The 18,040-nt window shown below is 39.2% G+C and carries 16 protein-coding genes; 5 read left to right on the plus strand and 11 right to left on the minus strand.

Features of this window, described 5'->3' with window-relative positions:
• Positions 1–62 precede the first annotated feature (62 nt).
• Positions 63–1,631, plus strand: coding sequence for an FGGY-family carbohydrate kinase (locus FAX86_RS05930; RefSeq protein WP_144392420.1), 1,569 nt, complete (start codon positions 63–65; stop codon positions 1,629–1,631).
• Here the strand turns inward: FAX86_RS05930 and FAX86_RS05935 are convergent, their stop codons facing one another.
• Together FAX86_RS05935 and FAX86_RS05940 are read right to left on the minus strand one after the other, a co-directional pair.
• On the minus strand, positions 1,632–2,108 hold the full coding sequence (locus FAX86_RS05935; RefSeq protein ID WP_246128505.1) for a YaiI/YqxD family protein: 477 nt from the start codon (positions 2,106–2,108) through the stop codon (positions 1,632–1,634).
• Positions 2,105–2,335 carry a DUF3820 family protein gene (locus tag FAX86_RS05940; RefSeq protein WP_144392421.1) on the minus strand — a complete coding sequence of 77 codons (231 nt, stop codon included), beginning with the start codon at positions 2,333–2,335 and terminating at the stop codon, positions 2,105–2,107. Before FAX86_RS05940 ends, FAX86_RS05935 begins: the two co-directional genes overlap by 4 nt.
• Before the next feature lie 115 nt (positions 2,336–2,450).
• Between FAX86_RS05940 and FAX86_RS05945 the strand changes: the two genes are divergently transcribed.
• Complete coding sequence (locus tag FAX86_RS05945) at positions 2,451–2,780, plus strand: hypothetical protein (RefSeq protein WP_144392422.1); 330 nt, start codon at positions 2,451–2,453, stop codon at positions 2,778–2,780.
• Between the two features lie 2 nt (positions 2,781–2,782).
• Here the strand turns inward: FAX86_RS05945 and FAX86_RS05950 are convergent, their stop codons facing one another.
• The 6 genes from FAX86_RS05950 to FAX86_RS05975 all read right to left on the minus strand — a co-directional run bounded on the left by FAX86_RS05950 (position 2,783) and on the right by FAX86_RS05975 (position 12,153).
• A complete protein-coding gene (locus FAX86_RS05950) occupies positions 2,783–3,154 on the minus strand; it encodes a hypothetical protein (RefSeq protein ID WP_144392423.1) in 372 nt (123 codons plus the stop codon).
• Positions 3,155–3,167: 13 nt separating this feature from the next.
• On the minus strand, positions 3,168–3,587 hold the full coding sequence (locus tag FAX86_RS05955; RefSeq protein WP_144392424.1) for a DUF1801 domain-containing protein: 420 nt from the start codon (positions 3,585–3,587) through the stop codon (positions 3,168–3,170).
• Positions 3,588–3,618: 31 nt separating this feature from the next.
• The gene (locus FAX86_RS05960; RefSeq protein WP_144392425.1) at positions 3,619–4,206 is read right to left on the minus strand and encodes a DUF1287 domain-containing protein; all 588 of its coding nucleotides are present in this window, start codon (positions 4,204–4,206) and stop codon (positions 3,619–3,621) included.
• Positions 4,207–4,294: 88 nt separating this feature from the next.
• Positions 4,295–4,621 (minus strand): hypothetical protein, encoded by a 327-nt coding sequence (locus FAX86_RS05965; protein WP_144392426.1) that lies wholly within the window; start codon positions 4,619–4,621, stop codon positions 4,295–4,297.
• Between the two features lie 189 nt (positions 4,622–4,810).
• Positions 4,811–7,135, minus strand: coding sequence for a penicillin-binding protein 1C (pbpC, locus tag FAX86_RS05970; RefSeq protein WP_164503480.1), 2,325 nt, complete (start codon positions 7,133–7,135; stop codon positions 4,811–4,813).
• A gap of 80 nt (positions 7,136–7,215) precedes the next feature.
• The gene (locus FAX86_RS05975; protein ID WP_144392428.1) at positions 7,216–12,153 is read right to left on the minus strand and encodes an alpha-2-macroglobulin family protein; all 4,938 of its coding nucleotides are present in this window, start codon (positions 12,151–12,153) and stop codon (positions 7,216–7,218) included.
• 276 nt (positions 12,154–12,429) lie between these two features.
• Here FAX86_RS05975 and FAX86_RS22850 point away from each other — a divergent pair, with 276 nt between their 5' ends.
• A complete protein-coding gene (locus FAX86_RS22850) occupies positions 12,430–12,609 on the plus strand; it encodes a DUF6316 family protein (protein WP_425467769.1) in 180 nt (59 codons plus the stop codon).
• 256 nt (positions 12,610–12,865) lie between these two features.
• On the opposite strand, the gene FAX86_RS05980 is transcribed toward FAX86_RS22850, so the two are convergent.
• The 3 genes from FAX86_RS05980 to FAX86_RS05990 are packed head-to-tail and all read right to left on the minus strand — an operon-like array spanning position 12,866 to position 16,631.
• Positions 12,866–13,510: a TetR/AcrR family transcriptional regulator gene (locus FAX86_RS05980; RefSeq protein ID WP_144392429.1), complete on the minus strand. Its 645-nt coding sequence runs from the start codon at positions 13,508–13,510 to the stop codon at positions 12,866–12,868.
• 30 nt (positions 13,511–13,540) lie between these two features.
• Positions 13,541–14,323 carry an outer membrane lipoprotein-sorting protein gene (locus tag FAX86_RS05985; RefSeq protein ID WP_342778943.1) on the minus strand — a complete coding sequence of 261 codons (783 nt, stop codon included), beginning with the start codon at positions 14,321–14,323 and terminating at the stop codon, positions 13,541–13,543.
• Positions 14,274–16,631, minus strand: a complete 2,358-nt coding sequence (locus tag FAX86_RS05990; RefSeq protein ID WP_144392431.1) for an efflux RND transporter permease subunit — start codon at positions 16,629–16,631, stop codon at positions 14,274–14,276. The genes FAX86_RS05985 and FAX86_RS05990 overlap by 50 nt, the downstream gene beginning before the upstream one ends.
• A gap of 287 nt (positions 16,632–16,918) precedes the next feature.
• Here FAX86_RS05990 and FAX86_RS05995 point away from each other — a divergent pair, with 287 nt between their 5' ends.
• Together FAX86_RS05995 and FAX86_RS06000 are read left to right on the plus strand one after the other, a co-directional pair.
• Entirely contained in the window at positions 16,919–17,194 is a 276-nt protein-coding gene (locus FAX86_RS05995) for a DUF2799 domain-containing protein (RefSeq protein WP_144392432.1), read from the plus strand.
• A 76-nt stretch (positions 17,195–17,270) separates the two neighbouring features.
• Positions 17,271–18,032, plus strand: coding sequence for a class I SAM-dependent methyltransferase (locus tag FAX86_RS06000; RefSeq protein WP_144392433.1), 762 nt, complete (start codon positions 17,271–17,273; stop codon positions 18,030–18,032).
• The last annotated feature ends 8 nt before the right edge of the window (positions 18,033–18,040 follow it).

Here is an 18,040-nt window from a genome sequence, read left to right on the forward strand (position 1 = left end):
GGGTTATAATTAACAAAACTCTTTCAAATTTCGAACAATAAAAACTAAGAGCTTCCTAATTTATGCAAAATTCATCTAATCAAAATTATGAGAAAAAGCAGCTCTTAGCGATCGATTGCGGTACCCAAAGTATTAGAGCATTAGTTTTTGATATCAGTGGAACTCTAATTGCAAAGTCGCAAGTATCTATCGATCAATATTTGCAAGTAAAAGAAGGTTGGTTCGAACAACACGCAAATTATTTTTTTGATTCGCTGTGTCGCGTATGCCATAAACTTTGGGATGAAAGTAACATCCGACCGGAAAATATCTCGGGACTGAGTATTACGACACAGCGTGCCACTGTCGTTTGTCTGGATTCAAATGGCGATCCGGTTCGCCCAGCAATTGTGTGGATGGATCAACGCCAAGCATCACGCTTACCCAAACTGAAAGCTTGGTGGAAGTTAGCTTTTAAAATCACGGGTGTGGATAATACAGTGGCTCAATTCATTACCAATACGGAAGTTAATTGGCTTAAACAATTTGAGCCTGAAAATATACAGAAAACAAAACACTATCTATTACTTTCTGGTTATTACAATTATCGATTAACTGGAAAGTATAAAGACAGTATTGGTAATCAGGTTGGGTACATTCCTTTTGACTATAAACGCCATCAATGGGCAAAACCCTTTGATTGGAAATGGCAAGCCTGCCCGATTGAAAAAGAATGCCTTCCCGAATTAGTAAAAGTGGGAGAAACTATCGGACACATCACTCAATCTGCTCACCAACAAACCGGTATACCGGAAGGCTTACCAGTGATCGCCTCCGCTGCAGATAAAGCCTGTGAAACTCTCGGTTGTGGCGCCATCCAACCCAATCAAGGTCAAATTAGTTACGGCACCACGGCGACCTTTAACACAGTACACTCATCTTACATAGAACCCCTCCGATACCTTCCTCCTTATCCCGCGGCCATGCCAGATAGATTCACCTGCGAGTACCAAATTTACCGTGGCTACTGGATGGTAAATTGGTTTAAAGAACAGTTTGCACACAAAGAGAAGCTTCAAGCAAACGAAGTCGGTACTTCGACAGAATCTCTGTTAGATGAACAGGCTAAAAGCATTAAGCCAGGTGCCGAGGGACTCATTCTCCAACCCTTCTGGAGTCCCGGTGTTCGTTATCCTGGTCCGGAAGCCAGAGGAGCTATAGTTGGCTTTAATGACACTCATACTAAAGCTCATATCTATCGAGCTCTGCTTGAAGGTATTGCACTCGGGCTGTATGAAGGAAAGGAAAAAATGCAAAAACGAGGTCACTCAAAAATCAACGAGTTGTATTTATCGGGAGGGGGTTCTCAAAGCGAATGCGCACGACAAATTACTGCAGATATTTTTAACTTACCAGTAAAGCTACCCAAAACTCACGAGACTTCCGGACTGGGTGCAGCAATCTGTATTGCGGTAAATCAAGGATTTTATAAAGATTACGAATCCGCAGTAGAGGGCATGTGTCATATCGAAAAAACTGTCGACCCCATTCCTGAAAACGTACAGTTCTACGCCAAACTATATAAAGACATTTACCGAAAACTATATAATCGATTATCGCCGCTGTACAAAACCATAGCTGAACTAGTTTAACTATTTGCCTGGTTTAGCGTTTTTAGCCAACCAGCGATCGAGTTGATTTGCAAAAGCCATTTTATCCTTATCTCCCAAAGGCTTTGCACCACCAGTATGAATTCCACTGCCACGAAGAGTGTCCATAAAGTCACGCATATTCAATCGACTCTTTATGTTTTCACGAGTGAACAGCTGACCTCGGGGACTCAATGCAACAGCACCTTTATCAATGACTTCTGATGCCAAAGGAATGTCTTGGGTGATTACCAAATCGCCTTTTTCGCAACGACGAACAATTTCATTATCTGCAACGTCATATCCTTGCTCAACTTGAATGCACGTTATTAAGTCACCAGACGGAGTCGCAATCATCTGATTAGCAAGTAGTCTCGTCATTGTCTGGGTTCTATTAGCTGCTTTAAATAAGATGTCCCTCACAACTTTTGGACAGGCATCCGCATCAACCCAGATCATCGCGTTTCTTTTTTCGCTCATCGTTTGTGCTCCGTCGTATTTTCCAACAATGGTTTGAGCAATGACTCCAGACCATTCAACTTAACTTCATACATTAATGCTAATTGACGACCTAACTTTGACTCAGGAAAACCTTGTTTGGAAAACCAAACTAAATAAGGTTCAGGCAACTCGAGCAATTTACGACCACGATATTTACCGAACGGCATAACTTGGTTAATTGCGTCTTTTAATTCAGCTTCATTCATTAATAACAGACTTTAATCACAATTGACTCAGGTCAAAGGTAAATTTCGATAATTCTAAGATTAATCCGTATAATACCGCCCAAACGCATTTTCAAATAGGGTTAGTCAGTAAAAAATGACCGCAGAAGAATTTAGCCAGTGGGGAATTATTTTTGCTATTTCGGCAGCAGCAGCCGCTCTAGCCCTTGGTATCCTTGTATTTTATTCAATGCTACAAGATAAACGAGCGGGGATCTCGGTGGTCATTGCATTTGCACTGGCAGGTATTGGGAAAGCGGCCAAATACTATTTACTCTCTGCAATAGCTGTCGTGCTAATGCTACCTATGGTCGCATTCTATTGTTATAAGCAATGGAAAAAGCCCGTCATCTGGATTAACTGGTTGGTATTGATGATATGTACGCCCATTGCTTATTATGCTTATTCAGTGATGTACACGCACTAGCGCTACAGTGGCTTGCTCCATTTACTCGGTGGCATATCCGTTAAATCCACAAATCGAATCGTTGGCTCAGCATCTTTTGCCACTGGAACGGGTCCCTCAACAATCGCAAAAAAAGTATCTGAAGGGGCATTGGCACTTTTAGAGGTGACTGTCATTGCTACTAATTTTCGCCACTGACAGCCGGCAAATCCACAAATTTCGCCTAATTCAATTTCATCATACTTTACCCAATATTTTGCATGCGGCTTATTTTCAAGATAACTTTTGACCTTAGGATGCTCTTTGAAAAACTGTATCGCATCGTCTTTTGAGTAACTCTCCGTTGACATAAATACCAGCCCTAAAATAATTAAAATCGATTTAAGTTGAGTCATGCTTTTTCCTCTATTACTCAGGATAATTTTTCTTCATATAATTAAGAGATGCTTTCATTATTTTAATTAAAATGTCTGAGTCAATATCGGTCAGCTTTTTTACATACAAACAAGATTTCCCTGTCGTGAACTTACCTAATTTATCCATTAACGAATCGACATGGTCAAATCCAGACATTATGTAAATCGACAGCGATGTTTTTCTTGGCGAAAAGCCAATCCTCATCCAGTCTCCCTCACGCCCACTCGCATACTTGTAATGATAACTTCCAAACCCAACGATCGAATCACCCCACATTTTAGGTTCGTCACCTGTCACTTTTTTCATCATATTCAAAACAAGCAGGGCATCGTCACGACGCTGTTTTGGCTCAACAGCATCCAAATATGCTTGTACACTCTGTTCAGGTCTTGGCTGAGTTTTATTAGTCAAATTGCTCTTCCTGGATTGATGGATAATTGGTTTAGTTCAGATATCGATAATGTCCAGTTATCGGATAAGAAAACAAAATATCTTCTAATTGAGGACCACGACCAATATTATGGACGATTAAAGGACGCTCTCCATCATCTGTCTCTTTACTAACGACAATTCCTATATGGGGTAAGTTCCCTGGCAACATCCAAGTCACCAAATCTCCAGGTAAATAATGGTCAGCATTTTGGGTTATGGGCAAAGATTTTCCATGACGTGCAAAATAGACCTGCAAATTAGGTACTCTCCGATGATCTATATTTGAATCAGGTTTAGTCAGTCCCCAAATATCAGGATATTCATCAAAATGCTTTTCCATGTCTTCGTGAACTTCTTTCTGTAAATCAATTCCCAATTGACGAAAAGCACGAATAACAACATCAGTACAAACGCCAATATTTTTTGGTACATCGCCGCCAGGATAATCGATCGCAATATATTTTCCATCATAAGTAACCTGATGATTCAATCGCTCGTAAGCCGCTTGCACAAGTTGATCGCTTAAACGTGAGGAAGCAGTTGTATCTGCTACAACCGTATTTAAAAACAGTCCTATTAGCAGTATTCTCCTTTTCACAATAAAACCTCTTTCAGATAACAATAAAAAAGGCGGGGATTGCCCGCCTTAATATCTCAATATAGTTATTATTATCAATTTAAACCATTTAATTCGACTCGCTGAAAACGCGCTCATAAAATTTGCTTTCGCTGCGAGGCATAAACAGCATTTTAATCGAAACAGAAATCATAAATGTACCGACTGTAATCGCTAATGCCACCAACCAAACTTGAGTCGACCATAAGTAAATAATTTCGGCTGCAAGTACAGTCAACGCTAGTACCATAAAAGCTTGCAACCAACGAGGCGCCATAACGACATTTACTTTTGCTTCAAGTCGTGCCTGATTGACATAGTCAAAACCACCGCGAAACCCTTGGTAGAGCGCCATAATTGTGGCTGCGATTGCAACTGCAACTACTACTTCAATCATTATCAGTCCTCATTTACTTTAATATTTTTAACTGAACGTCCTTTGAACATAACAAACTTACTATCGATCACAAATAGAAATATTGCGATACCTCAGCTCAGAAAAAATGGTCTTAATATTCAACAACTTATTCCCTTATAGATAAAAAGGATATTGTTGCAGAGCAATAAATCTATATCTCAAATATTGCTATCGACCAACATCAAAATGGACGGATGCTTGTTGACCACTCTCATCCATAACGCTTAAATGCTGCTCTCCCGCTAATGACAACGTCATTTTTAACTCGTCTTCCGGAGAGTTCGTTTTGCCAACCCACTTGCCATTCAAAAACCAATTAGCATAACCACGCCCACCGAGTAACTTTACGTTCAGAGCAATGACAGTGTCAGCACCCGGCGTCGGGTAGAGAATATTATCGTTATCAACCCCCAGAATTTGGAGCTGATGATCACGATCATAGGAAGAACAAGCCTTTGAAAGAGGCGGAAGCATCACTTCGCGACGCCAATGAAGCGGTAACCAAGGCTCGGCTCTATCTGGCCAAAGAGCAATTTCTTGCATTGATTTAACAACATCATTGCATTGCGCACTGACTCGCCGATTATGGCTATTAAGTTGAATTTTTTTTATAATTGATGCCGATTTCCGCCTACCTGGTTCAGGCAAACTCATTGGAGCTTGGTCATTCTTGAGCCAGGCTGATAGTTTTTTTAAGCACCAACTTTTATTTTGTAACTGCTCCAGCGTCCCAAGCGGCCAACAAACGGAATGTTGAGTAACAGACTGTGGCTTTTTCACTACCGTTAATTTCGACTGAGGCAAAATTTGCAAAACCTGTCTCAACAAGGGCACAGCGTTTCTTCGACCATAGTTGTCATTCAAAGGCGTACCGTCAGGACGCCCGATCCAAATACCTAATGTAAGTTTATCACTTACCGCAAAAACCCAGGCGTCTCTAAAACCAAAACTCGTTCCTGTTTTAAAAGCTATTTTTCGTTTAATTGGCGACTCAAAAACAGCATGGCGGCTTGATATATCAAGTGGTACTTCGCGCATGATATTACCGATTATCCATGCTGCGGACTGACTCATCATTTTTCTTTCAATGTTAAAGTTTTCTTTCTGATTTTTTATCCATTGAATATCTTTTGTTTTTCCTTCTCGACCAAAGCTTGCGTACATTTGGGTTAAATTATCTAACCGCCCACCGACACCACCGAGAATCATCGATAAATTTGGTTCTGCCATGTTGGGCAATTGAAGCGACATACCAGCATTTAGTACATGCGAATAAAATAACTTTGGCGTATAGGCATCCAATATCTGTACTGCAGGAACATTTAACGAGCGCTGTAGAGCTTGTCGTGCTGACACTACACCAGAAAAACCTCGAGTAAAATTTTCAGGTTGATAACCGTTAAAGTCGAGCGGAACATCCAACAACATGGATTGTTCATGAATTAATCCCTCATCAATTGCTAATCCGTAAAGAAATGGTTTTAAAGTCGAGCCAGGTGATCGGACTGCTTGCACCATATCAATGTGTCCAAATCGATCGCGATTGGCAAAATCAGCCGTACCAAGATAGGCTTTTACTGCCATAGAATCATTATCAAGTAGAACCAGAGACGCAGAGGTTTTTTTTGGAAAACTTGTTATGTAATTTCTAAGCAAATGTTCTAAGGATCTTTGTAAATCTCGATCAATATAAGTTTGAATCAACTGTTGATTTGGAAACTTTTGTATCATACGTTGCGAAAATAACGGAGCAAAACGTGGCGCAGAGTTGTATTGGGCAATTACCGGCTCTATAAAACTTTCTTCAACCGTTCGCTGATTCCATACATTTAATTCATACATTCGTTTAATGACTTTATCCCGCGCCAATTTCGCACTATCAACATGTCGATCCGGACGATAACGCGAAGGCGCTTGAGGTAACACGGTTAGCAAAGCGGCTTCTGCATGGGTAAGCTCTTTTACCGACTTACCTAAATAAGTAAAGCTTGCAGCTTGAACACCTTCAATGGGACCACCAAAAGGCGCATAGTTTAAGTAGAGCTCCAATATTTCTTGTTTTGTCAGATACCACTCTAATTGCATTGCTCTTAAAATTTGATGAAGTTTCCCTGATATCGATTTTTTATGTGGATAGAGAATACGAGCAACTTGCATTGTAATAGTAGAACCGCCTGAAACCGGTTTTCCGTAATACAGCCATTGCCCTATAGCGCGCACCAAAGCTCCAGCATTAACACCATGATGTAAATAAAACCAACGGTCTTCATAATTGACTAAAGACTGTAAGTAAATCGGCGATACATCTTGTACGGTAACTGGATAACGCCACACTCCGTTGCGATCAGCGAAGGCTCTTAATGGACGTCCATACTCATCGGTAACAACCTGAGCGAAACTATCACTGTCCGAAGGAAGCCTTAATGGATGAAGCTTGTCTAAGATAAATAAAGTTACAGATAAAGCAACCAATGAAAAAACACAAAAAGCCAAAAGTTTATTGCTCTTTATCAATTTAGAGCAATAAATAAATTGACGGTTCTCTTTATAAAATGAAAACATCGAAGTAAAACTTAATTTTCCTGAATATTCATATCATTCTCTGACTTTCCAATCGCTCTTAAATAAGGACGATACATATCTTCCACTAATGTTGGAGGAATATTATAAATACCAGGAGTCACAGCTCGAGCTAAATAAAACACCGTTGTTGTACGATTGGCTTGAATGTCTACAGCTGCCACAAATCGATCATCTCGATACTCTTGATGCTTAATTTCCGACTGAGCCATCCATTGCGCTACTTCTTTGTTATCAATTTTCAATGTATCCATTTTAACGGCCGACTCTAAATTTTGATTTTCTAGCTCCCAACCTGCAGGCAATAGATCGACAATCAAGCCATCCGGAATTCTTCGATTGCGTTCGCTCCTTACATCGATTCGAACTAATAGCAAATCCCCTGTTTTTAATGATGCAAGTTTCAGCTTTTTTCCCGATGTATTATAGAATGAGCGTTCCAACATAATCCCTGCCTGAATGGGCTTTGGTGGCTTTATTGGATAGCCTTGTACTGCCATTGATAAAAATATATTTTTATTTGAAGTGTTCGTTAAGGTTATGCTTTCTGGAATTTCCTCAGCTATGTAGTGCTGCAACCAATCGGTCGTTTGATTAAGAGAATATTCCTCTTCATTTGATTCATTAACAATGGCCGTCCATGTAGATTGTGGCGATTGATTTAATTGCTCCGATAATTCGAATAATGAAAATCTCTCTTGTGTTGATAACCAACGTCTATCTATTAATTCATCACGTAAATCAAATATCAGTTGCCAAGGATCTTTGACAAGTTTGCTCTGAGAGGCCAATGTCATCGTTTTTGCCATATCTCTGACTTTCGAACCATAATCTCCCGGGTATCCTTCAGGTCGATTACCCATAGAAAAGGTAGTTTGCCAAGCCAAATTACTACGGCGAACATCCCCCGTTAACTCCAAAGCAAGCGCCAGTTGCGCTAGCGGTAAACGAGTCTTTGCATCTTTGTGATATTTATCAAACAAATTACGTACATCACTGAGTTTTGCCTGCTGTCTCTCAGCTAATACTAACGCCGCGTACGCTCTATAAGATACATGATAATGATCCGGCCATTGGCTGTAATGATTATTCTCAGACCATAGTTTTCTTTGTGTTGTTAAATACTGCTGCAATCTTTCCATCGCTTTGTCGATTGCACTTTCATCAACAGAATAACCATAGTCTTTTGCTTTTAATAAAAAATCTGTTGCAAATACAGTAAGCCAATGACTTTCTGGACTTTGATTACTCCATAGACCAAAGCCACCATCACTTCTTTGCATGCTTAATATTCGACTAATTCCATCATTGACGTACTTCTTTCTGTTTCTTAAGATTTTTTTATCTTTTGACGTATCTAATCGATTTAATTGTTCATCTTTTACCAGAAGTAACGGCCATGCTCGGGACGATGTTTGTTCTAAACATCCGTATGGATATTGAATGAGTTGTGCCAAATGTTCACTAGGATCTAGAGGAGGCTTCGGCGACATCGTTACGACAAGATGTTGAGAGTCGATATGTAAGCCTTTATTGAAATCTTTTGGAAGTTCAGTTTTCTTATCAGGCTGAATCACGCGATTCCATTGACGGAGTTCAGCGGGATAGGGCGAACGTAAACCCAGGTTCCATTCTCTATTTAAATTGAGCTCGCTATCAGCATTTTCATTTTGATCGGTAATTGAAATAGACACTTGACCATTACCCGATGAACGCTTAGCTGCGATAGGTAATTGAATGACCTTTTTTTGTTGTGGTTCTAATGTCACTTCAGACTCCTGAGTTGATTCACCGAGTGCCTCACTAGCACTCACTATCACTTTAAGGGTCTGACTCACGTCAGTTAAATTTTGAACATCAAAAGTTGCATTGGACGTATCGCCTAACGCCAAGAAGCGGGGCATACCCACTTCAGCGATCAATGGAGCCGCTACTTTGACTTTCTTTTCTTGATGGCCAAATGATTCATCCGAAAATGCTAAAGCCATGAGTCTCAACTCACCATTAAAGTAAGGCACATTAAGTTTAATAGTGGCAATGCCATTATTGTCGAGCGTTACCTTCCCAGAATATAAACTAATCACCTGAACATCACTCTGTGGTGCATCACCGCCACGACTGAGTTCATCACTATCACCACCAAACCGTTGTCGAGCTCTTTTATCTGATAGCTGTTCTATTAAGGCTCCCCATGTGTCTCTTATTTCTGTGTTATAACCTCGGGGAGCGAAAAACCAATCATGCGGCTTGGGAGTTTCAAATGCACTTAAACTTAAAACGCCTGTGTCAACAGCGGCTAAAGTAACATTAATACTTTTACCCGCAGCATTGGGGACAGACACTTTAGTTTCTAATTCAGATTCGGGTAATATTTTTTCAGGAGCCTCAATAACGACATCTAACTTTCTCTCACTTCGATTAAGCGGTAAATGTAATAAGCCAACGGCTCTTTTGGGTAAGTATTTTCGTTTCGCATCGCCTGCTCGAATAACATTAACGGACGTATAAATATCATGCCGATTCCACTGCGAATTAATAGGTATATTTATTTCAGCAATCGAGTCTTTTACTTCTACGTTACCAAACCAAAGTAACTCATTTGCTTCAACCGTAACAATTGCCAAACCATCGTAAGGAGACTCAATCTTTAATCTAGCATTTTCATCACCCTTATAATTCTCCTTATCCCAACGTAAAGTAACTCTATCAGGACGTCCCATCGTTCCATCTTTTGTACGATCCCAGCGCCAACCAGAGAAAAAGCGGTAACTTGCGAGTAAGGTATTGTTTTTATTTCGTGCTTCTATCCGATAATTTCCGTAGTCAACGGGAACATTTACTATCGAACGACTATCTTCTTCCAAATTGATAACTCGATTGTAAACCGGAATATTGCGACTACTTTGTTGATAGTTCCAACCATCATTCCATTGCCAATAATATTGCGCATCTTCACGTATTAGGGTTATATCGATATCACTAATGTTTTCTAACTTACCCTCCGGATTGACATTAATGAGCTCGAAGGATACCTCGCTGTTTGGAGAAGCAACGGGCCCATCCCAAGTTGGCCTTATACCAATAAGTGTCTTATTTGGCCAAACAATGTGATTAATCGACCGGGCAACGGGACGCCCGCCCGATTCAAATAAACTAACACGTGTAGTTACGCGCATTGGTTGAGTTACTTTGGACCATAAGTTATCAATGCTTAGCGACGCTTTACCCTGGTTATCTAATTCAAAAGGATCTAAATCTTTTTCAAAATCAAAGTCACGATAATCATGAATACCGAAACGAAATCCTTCCCATTCATCAAAAATTGTTCTTGCCTGGCGAGATATGATTGTGGCTTGAACTCGATTGCCTGCGGCAGGCGCACCGTACAAATAATCACCTTGGAGGTCAATTTTAATGGATGATTTTTTGTCGACAAATTTTTCTTCGGAAGTAACCAATAACTTCATTCGCTCAGGTAAAAACTCCTCAACCTTTATTGTGTAATTAAACACATCGTCATTACCGAGCGTTGCCCGAAATGTCCAGTCACCTGTAGCAGCCGAAGTTGGAATGCTAAATTGATAAGAATAAAAAGCAGCAGCATCACCTCGCCATACTAAAGAGCTGTGATTTCTTCCATCGGGCATTTTTATTTCGACATTAATATCTTGTGGTTCAATTAGGCGTCCGTCATTATCTCTTAAAATACCATTGACGACTGCCTCTTCACCCGGGCGATATAAATCCCGAGGTGAATATAGAAATAGCTCCATTGGATTTTGTTCGCGAGAGGGCAGTTTAAACTCCGATAAATCCATAGCCGGAGCACTCATTTTAATAATCGATAACTGTCCGTCCCGCTCTGCGGTTGCAATTGTCGCTTTTAAATTAATGGCATCAAAAGTGACAAATCCTTGCTCATTAGATTTTTTTTCATGCAGTATACGACCATCTTTATCGTACATACTGACTTTCACACCTGAGGAAGGCTCGGCAGTTTCAACCTGATGAGTAAAACCAATTACCTGCCTGGAATATTCGCGTAATTGAAATCCAATGTCACTTACGGAAAACCAGGTAACCTGATAATTATAAGGATAATCTCCAGCTGGCTTCATAACCGCAATGAATATACCCGGATTTTGCAGTGCTTGAATGGTGTTTAAAGGTAGAAGAGAGCGACGCTTCTTGTTATTTTGATAATTTAAATCATATCTTGCCGAGTAAACCAATGACGAGTACTGCTTTATTCGATTGAGCTCATAATAGGAATTTCCTAAATAATCCTGCAGAAATTGATTTAATTGTTCAGGTTTAACCTGATGAAAATCGATATCAATCGCTTCAACATTAATCGCCTCTACTGTCAGGCCATCAGAAAGCTTTGGCGACAATTGCGCGCCCTGACTCACAAACCGGACTTGCACTTGCTTTCTCGATGTAAGAACAGTTTGACGAGCTTCTTGTTGCAATATTCTACCGTTTAGCGCGGGCAGTCCAGACTGCACATTTACTTGGTATCGAGTTTCAGGCTGAATAAAAGGAAAGTAAGCTACATTAAGATTTTCACCTAAAATCCAATCACCACTTACTGGCTCACGTTTGTCAGTACTAATCGAAATATACCGTTTTAGCTGAAGCTTAGGATCAACGGGAACTGAGAAGGTAACTGCCAAAGCAGGCCCGCCATCAAATATTTGCTCGCCAATTCGTAATACCCGAAAGGGTGTTGTCGAAAAATCTTCTTTTAAAGCGTCTAGTTCTGACTTAGAAACGTCAAGACTCATTAAATTCGATTGCTCAGACTCCTCGACATTTACTCCTTTTATTCGTGACTCTGCTTTATTTGGTGTAGAAGAGTCCTTTTCACCCTCTTGATTACAACTCACAACAGTTAATAAGCTAAATAAAAGGATTCCTAACCAACGCATATGCAACTCGCTATCTCATGTTTAGTTTGTTCATATTAGCCATAAAATAGGCATTCATGATGAATAAATATGGCAGAAATCTGATGTTTTGGCACCGAGAGCCTAATACCAACCTAATTCAGCTTACTTTACAAAATGAATCTGAACTAAGTCTCACTCCTTCCGTCAATATCTCACAAGCAATTTGCGACACAGATTACAGACGACAGTAATAAGATTATTTATTATTTTGAAGTCTAGTAGCTCCACACCACACAAACACATTAAGGCTTTTATATGTCCAGAACCAGGCTTGTAAAAAGGGATCGAATTTTTAAGCACGGAAAGAGCTGGTTCTTCGCTACACGAGAAGGCATCGACATGGGGCCCTTTCCAGACCAGACAAGTGCCGAGCTAGAGATGGTGAATTACGTTAAAAGCATGAATCCTCATTTCCAGCATAAAGGAGTGAGATAAAAAGATTTTTCAGATTTATTTGAACTTTTCTGAACTCTTGTATGTCTACAAACGTAAGTTTAATGATTTCCTTGGTTGTTAGACGTGATTGAAAAGGCTGGTTACCTTTTCAAATACTGAAAACTTGAAGTAGGAGTGATATCAGAATTTTACTCCAATTCATGTTTAAAGTAAGAACAGCGATTGTTCAAAGTTAGATAGCATTACTCTTTGGTTTTACGATATTGCCCCATTTTCAAATGGGGCTTTTTTTATACTATGAGGCTTTTAGAATATCTAAATCCACCTGACTTAGCCCTTCTTGAGATAAAAGACTAATCAAATAATCCCGCATACATTCCGCCATATCATCGAGTACCGACTCTTCTTTACAGCACTTGGCAACGCCTATAATCCCTTGCAATGACGCTAAAAGAAATTTGGCGACTTTTTCTGGATGAATGTCATCTCGAACAACTCCATTATTAATGCCGCGCTCTAAAGATTCAGCAATAGCGCCTGTCCAAGTCTGATAGACCTTTTCTAAGCGTTCCCGAAATCCTTCATCAATAGGCGACATTTCTTGAGTTAAGTTATTGACTGGACAACCTTTTTCTATCTGACTCGCATTTTTACCGGCACGCTCATTTTCACAGATTTCAATAAATGTAACCACAGGATTAGCCGATTTTTCTAATGGCCCAACCCAGCGCTCCATAATGTCTTGCCCTAATATTTCATCAACTATGGCGTACCCTATAGCCTGCTTATTAGTAAAGTGATGGTACAAAGCACCTTTCGTTAAACCTGTCCGTTTTAAAATATGGTCGACACGCATTCCTTGAAATCCACGCAAATGAATTTCATCTAATGCAGCATCAAGAATTTTAGTTCGAGTTTCATCAGGATTTCTAACTACCACTACTTTGTACCTCAAGTAAACATCTATAATTTAACGAATACGTTTTAAAGCATTTCTGCTGAAATCGCTTTCATCAACACCTGTTTTAAATTCATAGTCACTCCAATTCAGGACTGTTTTCTTTCCCTTCTGAACATTATCCATAGTCATTGTTGTCGCGCGCCAAAACTGGTCTAAAAACTTTTTGTAATCAGTATTTTCCAATACTTTTAACAATGCATTTTTACGGTCATAAAACTCTATTTTCATAATACGATATTCTTTTTTATCAATATAATTGATTAATCGAGTATAACCAGAATGTTCATATGTTGGATAACTCTCGACAACATAAACCTCGTGCTCTCCTAATTTATCATCACGCAGATATTTGTAAGTGTACTTATCAACTTCAAATGAAGACAAATCTTCAAATGCGAATTCACTCCCCATAAAGGGACCTGACTTATTAGATGAAGATATTCTTTTAACTCTTTTTAAAGCAGGTAAATATAACCACTGTTCATCAGGCACAGTTGCATGAGAAAAAGATAAGAATGCAGTACCTTCAACATCTTTCGGTTCATCAAAAATAGTTAGGCTTTTGTCACCATCATTTTCAACTTCAAGCGAGCGGACTCGAATTTGTCGAACGCTTTTATCACCCGATTTACTAATAAGCGTCATCACCATTTTAGCTTTCGAGTTTTCCCAACCCGTGTTACGGCGCTCAGCCTCTTTCGCAATTGCAGTTCCTTTCTCTTCTGCAGTCTCTGCAATAGCATTAAACGGTAGTAGACTCAGCAAGCTTAGAATCAGAACGAGTTTCCGCATTTTCATTTTCCTCTAATTTAATTAGCAACGGTGGTAAAAGTAAAAAATCGACTATCAATGCGATAGCAATCGTCATCGCTGTCATCATTCCCATCTCACTGTTCATAGTAAAATCGGATAATGTCATTATGTAAAAACCAGCGACTAACACAATTGTGGTAACGGTGAGTGCCATACCCACTGTTTGAAAAGCATATCGAACCGCATCTTCAGGACTGAGTCCTTTTTCTCGACGAGCTCTCAAATACTTACTTAAAAAATGTACTGTGTCATCGACGACAATACCTAGTGTCATCCCGACAACAACAGAAAGTCCCATACCAACATTAGCAACAAACATTCCCCAAATACCAAATGCTAAGGCGGCAGGTAACAAGTTAGGAATTAAACTTAATACACCAAGCTTAAATGAACGCAGTGCAAACATGAGAATCACTGAAATTAAGATTAGTGCAATCATAGTACCGGAAAGCGAACTTTTAATATTTCGCTCACCTATGTGTGCAAACATCATATTAGAACTTGCAGCACCAATGTCATATTGTGGTGCATTTTCCTTAAACCAATCATAAACCTTGTCTTCTAGTACCAAAAGCTCATTAGAAGATAAGTTATGTAATGTTAGTCCAACTCTAGTAGAGGATTTGTCTAAATTTATCTGATTGGTTAAATCAAGCCCCTGAGGTAATGACATTTCATACAACAACAAATATTGTGCGGCTAAATCTTTCTGATCAGGAAGCTTGTACCAATCAGGATCGTCACCATGCATGTTTTTGTTAAGCCTTTTCATAATATTAGTAATTGTTTCAACGTGAATAACTTCAGGCCAAGTTTTAGCTTCATTTGAAAAATTTTCGATGTCTTTTAAGAACTCTGGATCACTAATACCATTCGATTCTCCAGTCTTCACGTCGACAAATATATTATAAATACCGGTCAGATTATCACTGGTATAATCCGTATCAGCTCGGAAAGGAACTTCCTTACTAAAGTATTTAACAAATTCATCATTCAATTGGTTATTCGGAATAAAAAGAATCACTCCGATGCTTGTGATGGCGACAACGGGCAATAAAACTTTACGTTTCGCAATCACCCAATCACCGAAGTGATCCATCCAGTGATAAGCTTTTGGCTCCTTTGCGCTCACTTTTACTGGCAAAACCATAATCAGTGCAGGTAAAAAAGTTACCGAGTAAACAAATGCTAAAGCAACACCTATTGCAACAATGTTTCCAAAATCATGTAATGGAGGTACATCTGAAGCATTCATACTTAAGAAACCAATAACCGTAGTTAAGCTGGTTAGAAAAACAGGTGCCATATTGATGCGAAGTGATTCTATCATCGCCTCTGATTTCGAATCTCCTTGGCGCATGCGTTGGGTAAACGTCACTAGAATATGGACTGCATCAGCAACCCCCATCGTTAATATAACGATCGGAGTACTCATAGCAGGACCCGACATATACCCGCCAAACATGAAAAATATTCCCCAGGCACCAATAATTGAAAATCCATTTAAAATGACAGAAGTAATAACACCTGAAACACTTCGAACCATAAACCACATAAACAAAGGAATAACAGCCAAAGCCATAATAGGTACAAGAGTCTGTAAATCCCCCAAGGTAGCCTCAGGAAAAGACACGTTCATCATGATCATGCCTGTCAATCGAACATCTAAGTTCGGATTTCTCTCTTCAACTTGAGCAGCCAAATCACGTACAAAATTAGCGATAATTATAACAGCCTCTTTCTCCTCTTTAGTTTGAGGATCATCAGGCATTTCGATAGTAACGTTAACGGCAGTAACTTGTTTATTTTCAGAAATTAATCGATTAATAAGTTGGGGTTCACTAACAGCAATATTTCCAATTCGCTCGAGATCAGCTTGCGATAAGTTTTCTGGATCAAGAACTAAATCTTCGACGATCATATCGTCGCCTTCAGCATAGGTATATTGATAATTAGTAATTGAATCGACGCGGGTAGACCTAGGAGTTTGCCAAGCTTCTTCAGTTAACCATTTAATCGTTGATAATGTTTCCTTACTGAAAACTTTTCCATCTTTCGGTGAAATAACAAACATGACATTATCAGCTTTCGAATAAGTGTCTTGCATTTCTTCAAAAGCTAATAATTCTGGATTTTCTTTAGAGAAAAATATTCGATAATCACTCTTAAAATCGAACTTAGAAAATCCAGTCATCATACCGGCAACAGATAAAACCGATAAAATTAATACAATCCATCGCCAGCGAATAATCCACTCAGCAAACTTAACTGTTTTTGTTTTAGACATTTATGTCTCTCCCTCAGACTGAGCTATACATGTTATAAAGCACAGTTAGAAATAACGTTCAGTAGATTTAGGTTGATTTTTAGACTTCAGCGAGTATATAAACAGACTAGTTGGTTTGTCAAATATACATTGAACACAGAAATTATAAAGTTGTGATACGAATCATAATATTTTTGTGATATAGATAAGATATGCTTTAGATAAGTCTCGATTTCAAAAGCCATTTGATTTTTCAGATTATCTGCACTTACATTAATAGCAACAATAATAAATCTAGGACAACAGATATGAAGTGGGCACTAACTATTCTTTCTGCACTTATTTTGGGAGGGTGCGCGAATTGGTCTTCTAGCAATACCGTTAGTACTGATTGGTATAAAATAGGTTACCAAGAAGCACTCAACGGTTATACGGCAAATTGGCGCAATAATTATCACAAAGTGGTCGAAGCGCCCGAAAATTTTGATTCTGAACAATACTCTAAGGGCTTTAAAGCAGGAAAAAACGAGCAGTGCCAACAAACAGACTGTAATCAAAAAGAAGTTCTAGCCGATGAGTCATAAATAGTTTAGATATTTAGCATTCCTAAAACCCACTTAAAGCGATAGACTAAGGCCATTCTCGATTAACATTTGTTTTATGGCCTTTTCTCAGCTCTACACGACTTCCTTAGAACTCGCCAATGAATTTCAGCCCTATGGAAAAATTCAATTGGTAGACGATGTTTCTCTATCTGATGAAAACTGGTTTTTAGTGAAAAAAGATGATTGTCTGTCACTAAACGGACTTCTTTTAAACGATTTTTTTTCTCTAAGCTTTAATTTTTTATCGGGTAACTTGAAATACCGAACGCAACATGGAGGCGGGCGTAAAGAACCATTAGCAAAAGCGATTGGTTTAAAAAATAATGCAACGCCTACCGTTATCGATGCTACTGCCGGGATGGGCAGAGAAGCGTTTTTATTAGCATCGATGGGATGTCAAGTAACTGCTTATGAACGCAATCCAATCATTTATTTTTTACTGAAAGATGCTGTTAGAAGACTCGAAAATAACGGTGACTTCCAAATTAAAAAAGTCAGCTTACAAGTCAAGCACTGTAATAGCATCGATACACTAGGGAACCTAACTGTACCCCTTAAACCAGATGTCGTGTATCTTGATCCGATGTTTCCAGAAAGAACAAAGTCTGCAGCGGTAAAAAAGGAAATGCGCATTTTTAAACAACTAGCAGGCAATGATGAAGACGATGCACAGCTTCTAAAAGCATCTCTAGGTGCAGCTCTAAAAAGAGTCGTCGTTAAGCGTCCAGGTCAAGCACCATTTATTAATAATATGAAACCAGATCACCAAATCCTCTCGAAAAAGCACCGATTTGATGTGTATGTCACTGCAAAATAAGTTTCTAT

This window comes from Pleionea sediminis, assembly GCF_007570825.1.
GTDB lineage: Bacteria > Pseudomonadota > Gammaproteobacteria > Enterobacterales > Kangiellaceae > Pleionea > Pleionea sediminis.